14 protein-coding genes are annotated in these 16,914 nt (G+C 60.8%); 9 read left to right on the top strand and 5 right to left on the bottom strand.

Features of this window, described 5'->3' with window-relative positions:
* Positions 1-5: 5 nt before the first annotated feature.
* The gene (locus F3H58_RS08520; protein WP_065655517.1) at positions 6-1,205 is read right to left on the bottom strand and encodes an ROK family transcriptional regulator; all 1,200 of its coding nucleotides are present in this window, start codon (positions 1,203-1,205) and stop codon (positions 6-8) included.
* A 195-nt stretch (positions 1,206-1,400) separates the two neighbouring features.
* On the opposite strand from F3H58_RS08520, the gene F3H58_RS08525 reads away from it, so the two are divergent.
* The 6 genes from F3H58_RS08525 (at position 1,401) to F3H58_RS08550 (ending at position 8,046) form a co-directional block, all read left to right on the top strand.
* Positions 1,401-2,702, top strand: coding sequence for an ABC transporter substrate-binding protein (locus F3H58_RS08525; RefSeq protein WP_149741884.1), 1,302 nt, complete (start codon positions 1,401-1,403; stop codon positions 2,700-2,702).
* Positions 2,703-2,769: 67 nt separating this feature from the next.
* A complete protein-coding gene (locus F3H58_RS08530) occupies positions 2,770-3,708 on the top strand; it encodes a carbohydrate ABC transporter permease (RefSeq protein WP_078052711.1) in 939 nt (312 codons plus the stop codon).
* On the top strand, positions 3,701-4,549 hold the full coding sequence (locus F3H58_RS08535; protein ID WP_078052712.1) for a carbohydrate ABC transporter permease: 849 nt from the start codon (positions 3,701-3,703) through the stop codon (positions 4,547-4,549). Before F3H58_RS08530 ends, F3H58_RS08535 begins: the two co-directional genes overlap by 8 nt.
* Positions 4,550-4,566: 17 nt before the next feature.
* On the top strand, positions 4,567-5,640 hold the full coding sequence (locus F3H58_RS08540; RefSeq protein WP_149741885.1) for an ABC transporter ATP-binding protein: 1,074 nt from the start codon (positions 4,567-4,569) through the stop codon (positions 5,638-5,640).
* A 144-nt stretch (positions 5,641-5,784) separates the two neighbouring features.
* Positions 5,785-6,837 (top strand): sugar phosphate isomerase/epimerase family protein, encoded by a 1,053-nt coding sequence (locus tag F3H58_RS08545; protein ID WP_065655529.1) that lies wholly within the window; start codon positions 5,785-5,787, stop codon positions 6,835-6,837.
* A gap of 21 nt (positions 6,838-6,858) precedes the next feature.
* Positions 6,859-8,046: a Gfo/Idh/MocA family protein gene (locus F3H58_RS08550; RefSeq protein ID WP_149741886.1), complete on the top strand. Its 1,188-nt coding sequence runs from the start codon at positions 6,859-6,861 to the stop codon at positions 8,044-8,046.
* A 72-nt stretch (positions 8,047-8,118) separates the two neighbouring features.
* Here the strand turns inward: F3H58_RS08550 and F3H58_RS08555 are convergent, their stop codons facing one another.
* From F3H58_RS08555 to F3H58_RS08565, 3 genes are all read right to left on the bottom strand, one after another.
* Positions 8,119-8,367, bottom strand: coding sequence for a hypothetical protein (locus F3H58_RS08555; protein WP_149741887.1), 249 nt, complete (start codon positions 8,365-8,367; stop codon positions 8,119-8,121).
* Between the two features lie 118 nt (positions 8,368-8,485).
* Positions 8,486-9,772: a glycerate kinase type-2 family protein gene (locus F3H58_RS08560; protein ID WP_149741888.1), complete on the bottom strand. Its 1,287-nt coding sequence runs from the start codon at positions 9,770-9,772 to the stop codon at positions 8,486-8,488.
* A gap of 4 nt (positions 9,773-9,776) precedes the next feature.
* Complete coding sequence (locus F3H58_RS08565; protein ID WP_078052716.1) at positions 9,777-10,130, bottom strand: DUF1304 domain-containing protein; 354 nt, start codon at positions 10,128-10,130, stop codon at positions 9,777-9,779.
* Positions 10,131-10,358: 228 nt separating this feature from the next.
* Between F3H58_RS08565 and F3H58_RS08570 the strand changes: the two genes are divergently transcribed.
* Genes F3H58_RS08570 through F3H58_RS08580 form a run of 3 tightly spaced genes read left to right on the top strand, consistent with a single transcriptional unit; the run spans position 10,359 to position 15,827 of the window.
* Positions 10,359-11,123, top strand: coding sequence for an ImuA family protein (locus F3H58_RS08570; protein ID WP_149741889.1), 765 nt, complete (start codon positions 10,359-10,361; stop codon positions 11,121-11,123).
* Positions 11,038-12,555, top strand: a complete 1,518-nt coding sequence (locus F3H58_RS08575) for a Y-family DNA polymerase (RefSeq protein WP_188128833.1) — start codon at positions 11,038-11,040, stop codon at positions 12,553-12,555. The genes F3H58_RS08570 and F3H58_RS08575 overlap by 86 nt, the downstream gene beginning before the upstream one ends.
* Positions 12,552-15,827, top strand: a complete 3,276-nt coding sequence (locus tag F3H58_RS08580; RefSeq protein ID WP_149741890.1) for an error-prone DNA polymerase — start codon at positions 12,552-12,554, stop codon at positions 15,825-15,827. Before F3H58_RS08575 ends, F3H58_RS08580 begins: the two co-directional genes overlap by 4 nt.
* Positions 15,828-15,836: 9 nt before the next feature.
* On the opposite strand, the gene F3H58_RS08585 is transcribed toward F3H58_RS08580, so the two are convergent.
* The gene (locus tag F3H58_RS08585) at positions 15,837-16,775 is read right to left on the bottom strand and encodes an AraC family transcriptional regulator (protein WP_149741891.1); all 939 of its coding nucleotides are present in this window, start codon (positions 16,773-16,775) and stop codon (positions 15,837-15,839) included.
* Between the last annotated feature and the right edge of the window lie 139 nt (positions 16,776-16,914).

Here is a 16,914-nt window from a genome sequence, read left to right on the forward strand (position 1 = left end):
GTGGGTTAAAGCGCCGGTCCCGTGGTGTTCCATGGCGATTCGTAAAGTTCGTAAAGCGCGACGGCCGCAGCCCCCTGCGCCCATAATTCGTCGCTCGCAATGTCGAAAACCAGCTCGGCGACGCCGGCCAGCGAAGGCGGCACGGCGGCATTGTAGCTGTCACGAATACTGGCGATGAAGGGTTCTCCGAGCTCGAGGCTGGAGCCGGTGATGATGACCCGCGGCGGCGCAAACAGCGTGACGATATTGGCAAGCGTCAGGCCAAGCGCTGCGCCGGCGCGCAAAGCGGCCGCGATGAGGTCGTGGTCTTCCGCCGCAATCAATGCATGGGCATGCTGCATGCCACGGCCGAGCCGGATCGCCTCGGCAAAGCGCCCATCCGCCGGGCGGGAGCCCAGAATGGCGTTTTCGCCCGCCTGGCTCGCCAGCCGCACCGTGCCCTCATTGGCAAGGCCGATGACGAGGTCGCCGAGATTGTGGCTGAGACCGCCAGCGCCGCGAAAAAGCTGGTTCTGGTGCAGCACGCCAAGCCCGAGCGTCTGTTCGAGCGAAATCAGCACCATGTCTTCCAGATCGCGCGCATGGCCGAACCAGTGATGGGCGAGCGTGATGGCGTGGGCGTCGCTTTCGATGATGGTCGGCGAATTCAGCCGTGCGGTCATTTCCTCGGCGAAATTGACGTTCACTTCGCGTAAAATCGGGCTGCTGCGAATTTTCCCGGTGCGATGTTCGATGACGCCGGGCAGGCCGAGGCAGACCATGTCCACATCCTCAAGCGAAAGACCGGCATCAACGACGCAGCGCCGCACCCCGTCCTCCACCAGATCGGCGATGACGCCGATGGGCTGGCGGTCGACACGGATCGGTAGTGCAAGCGTTGAAAGCACGTTGCCGCAGAAATCGGTGACGACGAAGACCATGCGGCTTGCGGCGATCTTGGCGCCCACCACGCGGGCGGCATCCGGGTTCAGTTCCAGCATCACGCGCGGCCTGCCGCGTGCGCCTTCGGTGCGGATATCGCCGATATGACGGGTGAGTATAAGCCCGTCATCGAGCAGCGAGGCGGTGATCGCCGAGACGGTGGTGGTGGAAAGCTCAGTTCTTTCGCTGATTTCCACCCGCGAGATCGGCCCATGGCGGCGGATGCTGTCCAGCACGCTCAGCCTGTTGATCGCGCGCATTAATTCGGGGTCTGCGGTCTTCATGGGGTCCTGCTGCGATCGGCTTCGATCTAAAACGCATTTATATCGGATTGCGGATTAAATAACGTCTGTCGGGAGGGTTGTGTCAAGCCATCAGGGTAAAAAATCAGCAACCCGCCTTGACATTGGGCAGGGTGTGGGGTGAATTAATCCGCATTGGGGAATAAATGGTGAGGAACCCCAGGGAGGATCACGAACATGACCTATTGGCACGCAGGCGCAAGCCTGAGCGGCAGGCGGATCGCCTTTGCCGCAACGACAAGCATAGCCCTGATGCTCGGCGCGGCCAGCGCCTCGGCGGCGACCGTCGTTAAATGGATGCATGTGGAATTGGACCCAAAATCCGTGGCTGTCTGGGAGGAGATCGCCAAGGAATACGAGGCCAAGCACCCCGATGTCGATATTCAGCTGCAGTTCCTCGAAAACGAGGCTTTCAAGGCGAAATTGCCGACGCTGCTGCAATCCAACGACGTGCCGGATTTCTTCTATAGCTGGGGCGGCGGCGTTCTTGAGGAACAGTCCAAAACCGGTGCGCTGAAGGATCTGACCGAGGTTTTCGACGCCGATGGCGGCAAGCTGCGCCAGGCCTATAACGCATCCGCAATTGACGGCCTGTCTTTCGACGGCAAGGTCTGGGCCGTACCTTATCGTGTCAGCCTCGTCAGCTTCTTCTATAACAAGGAGCTTTTCGCCAAGGCCGGTGTGAAGGCCGAGGACATTAAGACCTGGGCGGACTTCAGCGCGACGGTGAAGAAGATCAAAGACGCCGGCATCGTGCCGATTGCAGGTGGCGGCGGTGAGAAATGGCCGATCCACTTCTACTGGAGCTATCTCGTGATGCGCAATGGCGGCCAGGCCGTGTTTGACGCAGCCCGCAAGGGTGAAGGCGAAGGCTTTATGGATCCGGCGATTATCAAGGCGGGTCAGCAACTGGCCGAGTTCGGCAAGCTCGAACCCTTCCAGCCGGGGTATCTTGGTGCAACCTGGCCACAGGCACTGGGCGTCTTTGGCGATGGCAAGGCAGCGATTATTCTCGGTTTCGACAATACGGAAGCCAACCAGCGCAAGAATGCCGGTGACGGCAAGGGGCTGGCCGCAGACAATATCGGCCGCTTCGCCTTCCCGGTCGTTGAGGGCGGTGCGGGCAAGGCCACAGATACGCTAGGCGGCCTGAACGGCTGGGCTGTCACGAAAAACGCGTCCAAGGAAGCGATCGATTTCGCCACCTTCCTTACCAGCAAGGAAAGCGAAGAGAAAATGGCGACCGCCGGTATGATCCTGCCGGTTGCCACAGGGGCTGCCGGTGCGGTGAAGAACCCGCTGCTGGCGGATTCCGCCAAGCAGCTGGCTGCTTCCACCTGGCACCAGAACTTCTTTGACCAGACGCTCGGCGCTGCCGTCGGTCGTGTCGTCAACGATATCTCGGTTGAGATCGTTTCCGGCCAGATGACTGCCGAAGAGGGTGCCCAGCAGATTCAGGACGCATTCGAACTGCGCTGATCTGGTTTCCATGGCGGCGCCGCGAATGTGCGGCGCTGCTTATCTGCCTCCATGAAAGCGGATAGAGATGACGGATATTTCCATGACTTCTGCGTCGATACCGGCGCGCGGCGCGGCGAAGACAAAGCGCAAGCAAAGCTCGGTCGCGCATGACCGGGCGCTGACCCTTCTGGTCTTCCTGCCGCCCGCACTGCTGCTCTTTACCCTGTTCGTCATCCTGCCCATGGGCGAGGCGGCGTGGTACAGCCTTTACCGCTGGAACGGCTACGGCACGCCGACCGATTTTGTCGGCCTGAAGAATTTCCAGGTGCTTTTCGGCAATGCCGCATTCTCGCAGGCCCTGATCAATAACGGCCTCATCATCCTCATTTCGATCCTGATACAGATTCCGCTGGCCATCTGGCTCGCCATGATGCTGGCGCACCGCATTCCCGGCGTCGTTGCCTTCCGCCTGGTGTTCTTTCTGCCTTACGTTCTCGCTGACGTCGCGGCGGGTCTGATCTGGCGTTTCGTTTATGATGGCGATTATGGCCTGTTTGCCGCCATTTCCAATTTCTTCGGTTTTGCCAATCCCTATGTGCTGGCTGACAAGGATGTGGCGATCTATGCCGTGCTCGGCGTCATCGTCTGGAAATATTTCGGCTTTCACATGATGCTGTTCATCGCCGGCCTCCAATCCGTCGACAAGAATGTGCTGGAAGCAGCCGAAATCGATGGCGCTTCCGGCTGGCAGAAATTCCGATACGTCACCTTGCCGATGCTCGGCTCCACCGTTCGCCTTTCCGTCTTCTTTGCGGTCATCGGCTCGCTGCAGCTTTTCGACATGATCATGCCGCTCACCGGCGGCGGGCCGTCCAACTCCACGCAGACCATGGTCACCTTCCTCTACACCTACGGCGTCATGCGCATGCAGGTGGGGCTCGGCAGCGCGGTCGGCGTCGTTCTCTTCGTCATCTGCGTGACGCTCGCCTTCGGTTACAAAAGGATTTTCATGCGCCATGACTGACACATCCACCTCCGTCCGCATGCCGCTGCAAACCAAGCTTTATCTTTATATATCGCTGAGCCTGATTGCGGCCATCGTGCTCATCCCGCTGCTCACCACCGCACTCGGCGGCTTCAAGACGCTGGGAGACCTGCGCGTCAATCCGTTCGGCATTCCGGCGGAATGGCAATGGGCCAATTACGGCGATATCCTCTTCGGCAAACGTTACTGGCTGCAGATCTTCAATTCGCTGGTCATCGCGCTGTTAACGGTGTTCCTGACGCTCACCGTTTCGGCCATGGCGGCCTTCACCTTCGCGCATGTGAAGTTCTTCGGCTCGTCCTTCCTGCTCAATTATTTCCTGCTGGGGCTGATGTTCCCGGCGGCCACCGCCATCCTGCCGTTGTTTATCCGCATCCGCGATCTTGGCCTGCTCGATACCTATTGGGGTGTGGTGCTGCCGCAGGTGGCCTTCGGGCTCGGCATGAGCATTCTCCTGTTCCGCAACTATTTCCGCAATCTGCCGGAAGAGCTGTTTCAGGCGGCCTTCGTGGATGGCTGTGGATACTTGCGCTTCTTCTGGCACATTTCCGTGCCGCTTTCGCGGCCGATCGTGGCGACCGTCGGCATCGTTTCCTTCGTTGGCAGCTGGAACAGCTACATCCTGCCGCTGATCATGCTGAATTCGGAATCGAAATATCCCTGGCCGCTCGGCATCATGGTCTATCGCGGCGAATTCGGCACCGAATGGCAGCTCGTTCTCGCCTTCATCACGCTGACGATCCTGCCGACCGTTATCGTCTTCTTCCTCGCACAGAAACACATCATCGCGGGCCTGACGGCCGGTGCCGTCAAATCGTGACCTGAAAGGAGCAAAACATGGCTTCCGTCGAACTTAAGAATATCGCCAAGTCCTATGCCGCGCTCGATGTCATCCACGGCATCTCGCTTGATATAGCGGATGGTGAATTCATCGCGCTGGTAGGCCCTTCCGGTTGCGGCAAGTCCACGCTTCTGCGCATGATCGCCGGGCTGGAGGAAATCACCGATGGGGATATCCTCATCGGCGACAAGGTTGTCAACGGCATGACCCCGCGCGAGCGCAACATCGCCATGGTGTTCCAGTCCTATGCGCTTTATCCGCATATGACGGTGGCCGAAAATATGGGCTTCAACCTGAAGCTCGCCGGCCAGCCGAAAAACGTCATCGAGGAGCGCGTGGCGGAGGCCGCCCGCATGCTCGATCTTGGCAAGCTTCTCGACCGCAAGCCCTCGCAACTCTCCGGTGGCCAGCGCCAGCGTGTCGCCATGGGCCGCGCGGTGGTGCGCAATCCGGCCGTCTTCCTGTTCGATGAGCCGCTGTCCAACCTGGACGCCAAGCTTCGCGTGCAGATGCGCAGCGAAATCAAGGCGCTTCATCAGAAGGTCGGCACCACCTCCATCTATGTCACCCATGACCAGATCGAGGCGATGACACTGGCGGACCGGGTCGTGGTGCTCAATCACGGTCGCATCGAACAGCAGGGCACGCCGCTCGAGCTCTACAAGACGCCCGCCAATCTCTTCGTCGCCGCCTTCATCGGCTCACCGGCCATGAACCTCATCGAATGTGTGGTCGATGGCGAGGGAGACCAGCCGGCGGCCCGGCTGAAGGACGGAACCGCGATCCGCATTGCCGCCTCTCGAAAGGTGAAACGCGGCCAGCCGGTGACGATTGGCTTGAGGCCGGAACATATCGGCTCGGCCATCGGCGGTGATGTGTCGCTCTCGGGCCGGACGCTGCTGGTGGAGCCGACGGGCGCACAGACCCATGTGATCTTCGAACTGGCGGGCGATCATGTGACGGCGGTGGTGGATGGCGAGCAGCCGGTCAAGGTCAACACTCCCTTTGCCGCCACCGTGCACCATGAGCGTGTGCACGTCTTCGACAGGGCGAGCGGACTGGCGCTTTAAGCGCCTTCCGCATTTTCAACGAAATGCGGAAATTCTCTCGTCCCTCCGCTTTTGGGGCTTGTTTGAAAATCACGAGCGGTTAGCTTGGCGCTTGGGAAAAAAGCGGATTACCGCGAAACTGTATCGATGCAGGAGGAGATTTTTATGAGAACGATCAAGGGGCCGGGTCTTTTTCTCGGCCAGTTTGCCGGCGATGCCGCACCTTTCAACAGCTGGGACGGCATTACCAAATGGGCGGCGGAAAAGGGCTATGCCGGCGTGCAGGTGCCAACATGGGCCGGACAGCTGATCGATCTCAAAAAAGCGGCGGAATCGAAGGATTATTGCGACGAATTTGCCGGGGTCGCGCGCCAGAACGGTGTCGAGGTGACCGAGCTTTCCACCCACTTGCAGGGCCAGCTGGTTGCCGTTCACCCGGCCTATGACGAGGCGTTCGATGGTTTTGCAGCGCCTGAAGTGCGCGGCAATCCGAAGGCCCGCCAGCAATGGGCGGTGGAGCAGGTGAAGCTGGCGCTGAAAGCGTCGAAAAATCTCGGCATCAAGGCGCATGCGACCTTCTCCGGCGCACTTGCCTGGCCCTTCGTTTACCCGTGGCCGCAGCGTCCGGCCGGTCTGGTTGAAACAGCCTTCGACGAGCTGGCGAAACGCTGGACGCCGATCCTCGATTATGCCGATGAGCAGGGTGTGGATGTCTGCTACGAAATCCATCCCGGCGAAGACCTGCATGATGGCGTGACGTTCGAGATGTTCCTGGAGCGGGTGAAGAACCACAAGCGCGCCAACATGCTCTACGATCCGTCGCATTACATTCTGCAATGCCTCGATTATCTCGACAATATCGACATCTACAAAGACCGCATCAAGATGTTCCACGTCAAGGATGCGGAGTTCAATCCGACCGGGCGGCAGGGCGTTTATGGCGGTTATCAGGGCTGGGTCAACCGCGCGGGCCGGTTCCGTTCGCTGGGCGACGGGCAGGTGGATTTCGGTGCCGTCTTCTCGAAAATGGCGGCCAATGATTTCGATGGCTGGGCCGTGGTCGAATGGGAATGCGCGCTGAAGCATCCTGAAGACGGTGCTCGGGAAGGAGCCGAATTCGTCAAGGCGCATATCATCCGCGTCACGGAAAAAGCCTTTGACGATTTCGCATCGAGCGGCACGGACGATGCGGCCAACCGCCGTATGCTTGGGCTTTGAGAGCATTTCAGGGGAGATATTATGGCTATTGAAGGAAAGACAACCGACAAGGCGAACAGGCGGATTCGCCTTGGCATGGTGGGTGGCGGTTCGGGCGCATTTATCGGCGGCGTTCACCGCATGGCCGCGCGACTCGACAATCGCTTCGATCTCGTGGCGGGGGCCCTGTCCTCGACGCCGGAAAAATCCGTCGCCTCCGGCCGTGAGCTGGGGCTCGATCCCGAGCGTTGCTACGGTTCGTTCGAGGAAATGGCCGAAAAGGAAGCGCTGCGCGAGGATGGCATAGAGGCGGTGGCGATCGTTACGCCCAACCATGTGCATTATCCGGCCGCCAAGGCGTTTCTGGAGCGCGGCATCCATGTCATCTGCGACAAGCCGCTGACCTCCAATCTGGAAGATGCCAAAAAGCTGAAGCAGGTGGCCGACAAGGCCGATGCCCTCTTCATCCTCACGCATAATTATACCGGCTATCCGATGGTGCGGCATGCGCGCGAACTGGTGGAGGCCGGTGAACTCGGCAATATCCGTCTGGTGCAGATGGAATATCCGCAGGACTGGCTGACGGAAGCGGTGGAACAGACCGGCGCGAAACAGGCCGTCTGGCGTACCGATCCGGCGCAATCGGGCGTCGGCGGCTCCACCGGCGATATTGGCACCCATGCCTATAATCTCGGTTGCTTCATTTCCGGTCTGGAAGCGGATGAGCTGGCGGCGGATGTGCACACCTTTGTCGAAGGCCGCCGGCTGGACGACAATGCGCATGTGATGCTGCGCTTCAAGCAAAAGGGCGGCAAGCAGGCGGCCAAGGGGCTGCTCTGGTGCAGCCAGGTTGCGGTCGGTCACGAAAACGGGCTGAAGGTTCGTGTTTATGGCGACAAGGCCGGCATAGAGTGGACGCAGGCGGACCCGAACTATCTCTGGTTCACGAGGCTTGGCGAACCCAAGCAGTTGATCACCCGCGGCGGCGCCGGGGCAGGGGCTGCCGCAGCGCGCGTCACCCGCATTCCGTCCGGCCATCCGGAAGGTTATCTCGAAGCCTTCGCCACCATCTACACCGAGGCTGCGCATGCCATCGAAGCCCGCCGCACCGGCTCGGCGCTCGACAAGGCGGTGATTTACCCGACCTTGGACGACGGGGTTAAGGGTGTCGCTTTCGTCACGGCCTGCATCGAGTCCGGCAAGAAGAATGGCGGCTGGGTGAAGCTGTAAGACAAGGTTGCCGCATATTTCTTCTCCCCGATGCCGGGGAGAAGATGCCCTTGGCGTCATCTGCCGATAGGATCAATTGACGCGGGTTGATTGCGTCTGCACCCTTTCCGTTATGGGGCAACCGTCCTGAAGCTTGGTCCAGGACGAAACATTGAGCTTCATCTCGCAGCGCGCGAGATAAGAACTGCCATCGACCTTCAGGCAGGATGTCTGGCCGAGCTGGAACATGACGCCGCGATTTCGGCATTTGCAATTGTGGGCATCCGCCAAAGTCGGAATAAGGGCCATGATCAGGCCAAGTATGAGCACTCCAGGTCGCATGGCTGAGGCTCCAAAGGATATCCCGCCAGATTACTCCTGTCCGAGGGCATAGTCAAAACGTCTTCCCTCCGCGATCCACGCGCGGGAAAGCCCGTAATCGTTGCGAACTTCTCCGCTATCACCCGATCAAAATCGCGCGGATATCATTCACATTCGTCAGCGTCGGCCCCGTCACGACAAGGTCTCCTGCTGCCTTGAAAGCGGTGTAGCTGTCGTGGCCCACGAGCGACTGACGCGGATCGACACCGGCTTTGCGCATGCGGGCAAGCGTGTCCGGTGTCACCACCGCACCCGCCGCATCCTCCACGCCGTCTATGCCGTCGCTATCGCCGGCAATCGCCCAGATACCGTCCGCACCTTTGAGCGTCAGCGCAAGGCTGAGCAGGAATTCCGTATTGCGGCCGCCCTTGCCGGCCGGTTCCTTGCCGCCAACGCCCCTGTTCAGCGTCACTGTGGTTTCACCGCCGGAAAGCAGCACGGCCGGGCCTTTCACCGGCAGGCCCTTGCGACTGGCGGAAAGCGCGATGCCGGCCATGACAGCGCCGACATCCCTGGATTCGCCTTCCAGCGAATCTCCGAGGATGAGCGGCGTAAGGCCGAGTTTCACGGCCTCATCCGCTGCCGCCTGCAAGGCGAGCGAAGGAGCCGCGATGAGCCGGATATCCTCGTCGATATCGCCGGCCTTCGGGGTTTCCTCGCCTTTTTCCAGCACTTTGCGCACGTTTTCGGGAAGATCGAGCGCATAACGGGAGACAATTTCCCGCACGGTTTCAATATCGCTCGGATCGGCGACCGTCGGGCCGGAGGCGATTTCGGAGGGGTCGTCGCCCGGCACATCGGAAATCAGCAGCGAAACGACCTTGGCCGGTTTGGCAGCCAGCGCCAGCCGCCCGCCCTTGATGCGGGAGAGATGTTTGCGCACGGCGTTCATTTCGGAAATCGTCGCGCCGCTGGCCAAAAGGGCACGATTGACGGCCATCTTGTCGGCAAGCGTCATGCCTTCTGCCGGTGCCACCATCAGCGCCGAACCGCCGCCGGAAATCAGCGCGATGACCATGTCGTCGGTAGTCAGGCCTTCAACGGCTGCGAGAATGCGTTTTGCCGCTTCCGCGCTTTTATCGTCCGGCACGGGATGGGAAGCCTCGATGATCTCGATGTGCGCAGTCGGGACGGCATGACCGTAACGCGTCACCAACACACCGGAAAGATCGACATGCGGCCATGCCGCTTCGAGCGCGGCAGCCATGGCGGCGGAAGCCTTGCCGGCGCCCACCACCACGCAGCGGCCTTTGGGCGGGGAGGGAAGGTGGTGTTGCAGCACCTTTGCCGGATCGGCGCTTGCCACTGCCGCCATGAAAATCCGGTTGAGGGCGTCTTTTGCGCTGTGATCGTTCCATGCGCTCATCGGTTCATGCTCCGATCCAGAGGAAGCCGAGCGCGAACAATGCCGGCAATGCCTGAATGAACAGAATCTTCATATTGGCGGTGATGGCGCCGAAAATACCGGCCACCAGAACGCAGGTCAGGAAGAAAACCTTGAAGCTCAGCCCTTCATCGCCCTGCATCAGCCCATAGATCAGCCCCGCTGCGAGAAAACCGTTATATAGTCCCTGATTGGCGGCCAGTACTTTCGTCTGCCGGGCAAAATCCGCGGAAAGACCGAAGGCCTTGCGGCCGGCTGGTTTTTCCCACAGCAGCATTTCCAGAATGACGATGTAAATATGGATGGCCGCAACCACGGCAATCAGAATGCTGGCGATCATCGGCGGTTTCCTCCAAACCATAATGTCCCTTGCCGGCGGCTGTCAGGGTAAAACAGGCGGCGAGCGAACAATTCCGTTTTAACGGCAGGGCAGAGGGCCGCAAGGCCAGAATCCTCTCTTCCCGTGCAAACTGTTGAAGACCGGCAGCCTATTGCTTGACTCTTTGCTGAAATAGGAACAAAACAGGAACAATAAAGATGAATAACCGGAATTGAAACCTGTCATGCCATGCAAAAGCGCGCGGATCAGTTGCTCGTTGTCGAAGAGCTGCGTGAAAGGCTGGAAAGGATCGATAACGGCGCTCCGCGCCTGCACGAGACCTTGCCTTTCGGCGTGGATGCCATCGACCATCGCCTGCCGGGAGGCGGGCTGAAGCTCGGTTGCCTGCATGAGGTGAGCGGCGGCGGCAATGGCGCTGCCGATGGCGCGGCGGCCGCCCTTTTTGCGGCCGGTGTGGCGGCACGGCTTTCCGGCAAGGTTTTATGGTGTGTCACCCGCCGGGATCTGTTCATGCCGGGGCTGACGCAGGCCGGCCTGTCGCAGAACCGGGTCATCATCGTTGAATGCCGCGATGAAAAAGGTGTGCTCGACTGTTTCGAGGAGGGCTTACGCTGCAACGGTTTCGGCGCGGTGATGGGCGAGCTGGCGAAGCTGCCGATGAACGCCTCGCGGCGGCTGCAACTGGCGGCGGAAAACTCCGGTGTTACCGGCATCGCCATTCGTCGTTTCCGGCGTGCGACCGATGCGGCGCTGTTCGGCGAGCCGACGGCAGCGATGACCCGCTGGCGCATCTCCGTCCGACCCTCATCCCCCTTGCCGGTACCGGGGGTGGGCAGGCCGCGCTGGTTTCTGGAACTTTTGCGATGTCGCGGCGGCGAAAGTGCCGAATTTGAAGTGGAAGCCTGTGATGCAAAGGGTCGTCTCGCTCTACCTGCCGACATGGCCGACGGATCGTTTCCGGCGTCTTTCGGGCAAGGACGCGCCGCCGGTTGAAAAGCCGCTGGTCATGATTGGCCGCCAGGGCAGCCGCCGGCTGGTGCTGGCGCTCGACAAGGCGGCAAAGGCGGCGGGCATCCGGCACGGCACGCCGGTCAGCAAGGCGCAGGCGCTGGTGCCGGGTCTTCTCGTGGAAGATCTGGATGCGGATGGAGATGCCCGCGCCCTGCAGCAGCTGGCCTTTCATTTCCTGCGCATCTATGCACCCATCGTCGCCGCCGACCAACCGGACGGGCTGGTGCTGGACACGGCGGGTGCGGACCATCTGCACGGCAATGAGACGCTGATGCTGAGCGGCATGGTCAACCGCCTGCATGCCGCAGGCTTTGCCGCCCGCGCCGCCATTGCCGATAGCTGGGGCGCGGCCCATGCGCTGGCGCGTTTTGGCCGTCAGGCGATCAGCATCGTGCCGCTGGGCGGGCAGCGGGTGGCGATCAGCGGCTTGCCACTTGCCGCGTTGAGGCTGGAAGAGCGGATCGTTTCCGAGTTGAAGGTGCTCGGTTTTCGCAGCATCGGCGAGCTTGCCGAAGCACCGCGTGCGCCGCTCACCCTGCGTTTCGGCCCCGAACTCGTGCGCCGTCTTTCCCAGGCGCTCAGCGAGATCGGCGAACCCATCGAACCGGTGCGTGTGGCCGAACTGGTGGAGGTGCGTCGCGCCTTTCCCGAGCCGATCGCGGCGGCGGAGACGATTGCCCGCTATACGCAAAAACTGGTTGCGGAGCTTTGTGTCGCGCTGGAAAAGCGCGGCCTCGGCGCACGCCGGGTCGATCTGGTGCTGCACCGGGTGGATAGCGGCCTGCAGGCCATACGGGCCGGCGCGTCCAGACCGGTGCGCGATGTCAAACAGCTTGTCCGGCTTTTGACCGACCGTATCGACACCATCGATCCCGGCTTTGGCATTGAGATGATGGTGCTGACCGCCACCCATGCCGAGCCGCTTGTCGCCGCGCAGGCCCGATCCTCGCTTCTGGAGGAAGGCCGTGCGGACATCGCCGATACGGTCGATGTCATCCTCAATCGTGGCCACCGGGTCTATCGTTATGCGGCGGTGGCAAGCGATGTGCCGGAACGCTCCGTTGCCCCCGTTGCGGCGCTGGCACCAGAGGATAGGCTCGGCTGGCCCGGCCACTGGCCGCGTCCGGTCAGGCTTTTTACAAGGCCGGAACCCATCGAAACGCTGGCGCTGCTGCCGGACCATCCGCCGCGTTATTTCCTCTGGAAAGGCGTGCGCCACAATGTGCGGCGCGCCGACGGGCCGGAGCGGGTGTTCGGCGAATGGTGGAAACGCGACCGGGAAAAGGCTGCCGTGCGCGATTATTTCACGGTGGAAAATGAAAGCGGCGAGCGCTTCTGGATTTTCCGCTCCGGCGACGGCGAACATGCCGAGACCGGCTCGCAGGGCTGGTTCATCCACGGGGTTTTCGCATGAATACGCCGCTTTACGCCGAACTTCAGGTGACCACCCATTTTTCCTTCCTGCGCGGCGCAAGCTCCTGCGATGAGCTTTTCGAACAGGCCAAAAGACTCGGCATCGAGGCGCTTGGTATCGTGGACCGCAACAGCCTTGCGGGCATTCCCCGCGCTTATGAAGCCGCCAATAATCATGGCATCCGCCTTGTCATCGGCTGCCGGCTCGATCTGGACGATGATCTTTCCGTGCTTGCCTATCCCATGGATCGCCCGGCCTACGGCCGGCTTTGCCGGCTGCTTTCCATCGGCAAGAAAAGGGGCGGCAAGGGAAAATGCCGGCTTGCTTGGGACGATCTCGTTGCCTATGGCGAAGGCCTGATCGTCGTGCTGCTCGCCGATCTGGCCGACGATCTATGCGCGCTTCGCCTGCGCCGGCTGAAGACAGCTTTTGCGGACCGGGCCTATATGGCGCTTAGCCTCAGAAGACGCCCCAACGACCAGATGCGGCTTTTCGAACTGTCAGCTATGGCCGAAGCGGCTGGTGTGCCGACTGTTGTCACCAATGACGTGCTTTTTCATGTGCCGGAACGGCGCATGCTGCAGGATGTCGTCACCTGCATCCGGCACAATTGCACCATCGACGAGGCTGGTTTCCGGCGCGAGCGGCATGCCGACCGCTATATGAAGCCGCCGGAGGAAATGCACCGGCTGTTTGCCCGTTACCCCGAGGCGCTGGCCCACAGTCTCGAAATCGCGAAGCGCTGCAAATTTTCGCTGGAGGAGCTGGTCTATCAATATCCCGAGGAGCGCAGCCTGCCGGGGCTGACAGCGCAGCAGGCGCTGGAGAAGATGGTTTGGGAGAGGGTGCCGGTGCGTTATCCCGAGGGCTTGCCGGAGAAGGTGGAAAAGGCGCTGCATCATGAGCTGGGGCTAATAGGCCGGCTGGAATACGCCCCCTATTTTCTGACGGTGAACGCCATCGTCCAATTTGCGCGCGGGAAGGATATTCTCTGCCAGGGACGCGGCTCGGCGGCCAATTCGGTGGTGTGCTACGTGCTCGGCATAACCGCCATCGATCCTGTAAAGGTTGATCTCCTGTTCGAACGCTTCGTCTCGGAAGAACGGCGCGAACCGCCTGATATCGACGTGGATTTCGAACATCAGCGGCGTGAGGAGGTCATCCAGTGGGTTTATGACACCTATGGTCGGGACAAGGCTGCGCTTTGTTCGGTTGTTACCCGTTATCGCGGGCGTGGGGCGCTGCGGGATGTCGGTAAGGTTCTGGGGTTACCGGAAGATTTGACCAAACTTCTCTCCTCGCAAGTGTGGCGGTGGAGCGAGGGGGTCGGCGAAAAGCAGGTGAAAGAGTTGAACCTCAATATGGAGGACCGCCGCCTGCAACTTGCCTTTGAACTTGCCAATCAGCTTGTCGGCACACCGCGTCACCACAGCCAGCATCCGGGCGGCTTTGTTTTGACCCATGACCGGCTGGATGAGCTGGTGCCGATCGAGCCCGCTGCCATGGATGACCGCCAGATCATCGAGTGGGACAAGGACGATATCGATATCGTCAAATTCATGAAAATGGATTGTCTGGCGCTCGGCATGCTCTCCTGCATGAAACGCGGCTTCGACATGCTGGAGGCACGGGACGGCAAGAAATACGATCTCACTTCCATGCCGCCCAAGGACGATGCCACTTTTGCCATGATCCAGAAGGCCGATACGCTGGGCACCTTCCAGATTGAAAGCCGGGCGCAGATGTCCATGCTGCCGCGGCTTAAACCGAAGGAATTCTACGATCTCGTCATTCAGGTGGCTATCGTTCGTCCTGGCCCAATTCAAGGCGATATGGTGCATCCCTACCTTCGCCGAAGGCAGGAAAAGGAGCCGGTTCATTATCCGAAGGAAGAATTGCGAAGAGTTCTGGGCAAGACGCTGGGCGTTCCGCTGTTTCAGGAGCAGGCCATGCGCGTCGCCATCGAATGCGCGGGGTTTTCACCCGGCAAGGCGGATCAGTTGCGCCGTGCCATGGCAACCTTCAAGAATGTCGGTACCATCTCCAAATTCAGACAGGATCTGATCGATGGCATGGTGGAGCGCGGTTATGAGCAGGACTTCGCCGAACGCATCTTCAAACAGCTCGAAGGTTTCGGCAGTTATGGTTTTCCCGAAAGTCATGCAGCCTCCTTCGCATTGATTGCCTATGCCTCTTCATGGCTGAAGTGCCATTATCCCGATATTTTCTGCACGGCGCTTCTCAATTCGCAGCCCATGGGATTTTACGCCCCGGCGCAGATCGTGCGCGATGCGCGCGATCATGGCGTGGAGGTGCGCCCGGTCTGCGTCAATAACAGCCGCTTCGATTGCATGCTGGAACCGACCGGCAAGAGCGATGCCAATGGTAAAGAGCGTTATGCCGTGCGGCTCGGCATGCGCCTGGTGAAGGGGCTTTCCAACAATCACGCTGCCGATATCGTCGCCGGCCGGCAGGACCGGGCGTTTGCCTCGGTGGATGATCTCTGGCGAAGGGCGGGCGTTCCTGCTGCTGCCTTGGTCTGTCTGGCCGAAGCCGATGCCTTTTTGCCGTCGCTTTCGCTTGCCAGACGCGAAGCGCTCTGGGCCATCAAGGCTTTGCGGGATGAGCCGCTGCCGCTTTTCGCCGCCGCCGCCAGCCGGGAAAATACTGTCGTGGACGAACTTCAGGAACCCTCCGTCGCGCTCCGGCCCATGACGGATGGTGGCGAGGTTGTGCAGGATTACGGCCATGTGGGGCTGACCCTGCGCGAACATCCCATGACCTTCCTGCGGCGCGATCTTTCCCGCCGCCGCATTGTTACCTGCGCGGAGGCGGTGCGTGTGCGTGATGGCACATGGCTGGAAACGGCGGGTCTGGTTCTGGTGCGCCAGCGTCCCGGCTCGGCAAAGGGCGTGATCTTCATGACACTGGAGGACGAGACCGGCATTGCCAATGCTGTCCTTTGGGTCAAGACCTTCGAAAAATACCGGCGTGTGGTGCTGTCTGCCGGCATGGTAGGCATTTACGGCAAGATCCAGCGGGAAGGCGAGGTGGTGCATCTGGTCGCCCACCGGCTGACCGATTTGTCGGAAGCGCTGGCAAGTGTGGGTGAGCGCAACCGCGCCTTTCCCCTGCCGCATGGGCGCGGCGATGAGTTCCACCACGGCATGCCGCCGGAGGATCATCGCACCATTAGGAAACGCCCGCCGGCTACAGTCGATGATGAAGATGAGGTGGAGCGGATAAAGGTCATTTCCCGCAATTTCCACTGAGACACATTCCTATGCCGCATCCTCCAGCCCGGCCGTGTCCTTCCTGCGGAACTGGCTGGGCGGCGCGCCGAGCACGCGTTTGAAGGCGCGGCTGAAGGAGGCTTCGGAATCGTAGCCCAGCTTTTCCGCTGCCACCGTCACGCGCATGCCTTCGCGCAGCCACAGCCGCGCCTGATGCATGCGCACGCGCACCACATAACGGGCCGGGCTTTCGCCCACCACGCGGGTGAAGCGTTCCGCGAAACTGGAGCGGGATGCGCCCATCAGGGAGGCAAGCTCCTCCACGCTCCAGTCCTTTTCGGGGTTGAGGTGGATGGCGGCCAGCACCCGCCCGAGTTCGGGATTGCGCACGGCGGCCAGCCAGCCGCTGGAATCGCCGCAGCCATATTCCACCCATGTGCGGATCAATGTCGCGGTCAGCACATCGGCAAGCCGTGCCAGAATGCCGCCCGCGCCCACGCGGTTCAGTTCCACCTCGCGCGTCATGGCTTCCAGCAGATGGGGGATAGCCGGGTCGCTTTTGGCCAGATCGCTGGTCAGCATCACATCCGGCATCAGCTGCAGCAGCGGGTGCAGGTTGTCCATGTTGAAACGCATCGAGGCGGTAAAGGCCACCGTATCGCCGCCGGCGCTCGCGCATTCCATGTCGAAGATGCCCTGGCAGACTTCCTTCTTGCCGAAGCGGTCGAAAAGGGCGGGCTTCACATCTTCGCCGCTGCCCAGCACATGGGCGTGCCCTCGCGGCAGAAGCACGGCGTCGCCGCAGGTCAGCGTCAGCCATTCCCCGGAAGGTTTCAGCAATTTCGCCTGACCGACGCCGATGAAATGAAACCGCGCGGCTTCCTGTTCGGGAAAAGCCGTCGCCCAGGGTGTGGCCATGCGGCACCGGCCGTATTCGACACCATCGAGCCTCAGGCCGCGCAACATTTCGGTCAGGGCATCATTCATGGCTTGCTCGCAAATTCGGATGTTTGGTTAAGGAATATGGATTTTCTAGCATGGAAACGCCGGGATGTCACGCATAGCTTATGTGCATCGATTTACGGTTGTTGAACCGGACTCCCACCGGTTTCACCACTTTGCCTTT

Origin of the sequence: Rhizobium sp. NFACC06-2 (genome assembly GCF_900101425.1) — a bacterium.
In the GTDB taxonomy this organism is placed as follows: Bacteria; Pseudomonadota; Alphaproteobacteria; order Rhizobiales; family Rhizobiaceae; genus Agrobacterium; species Agrobacterium leguminum.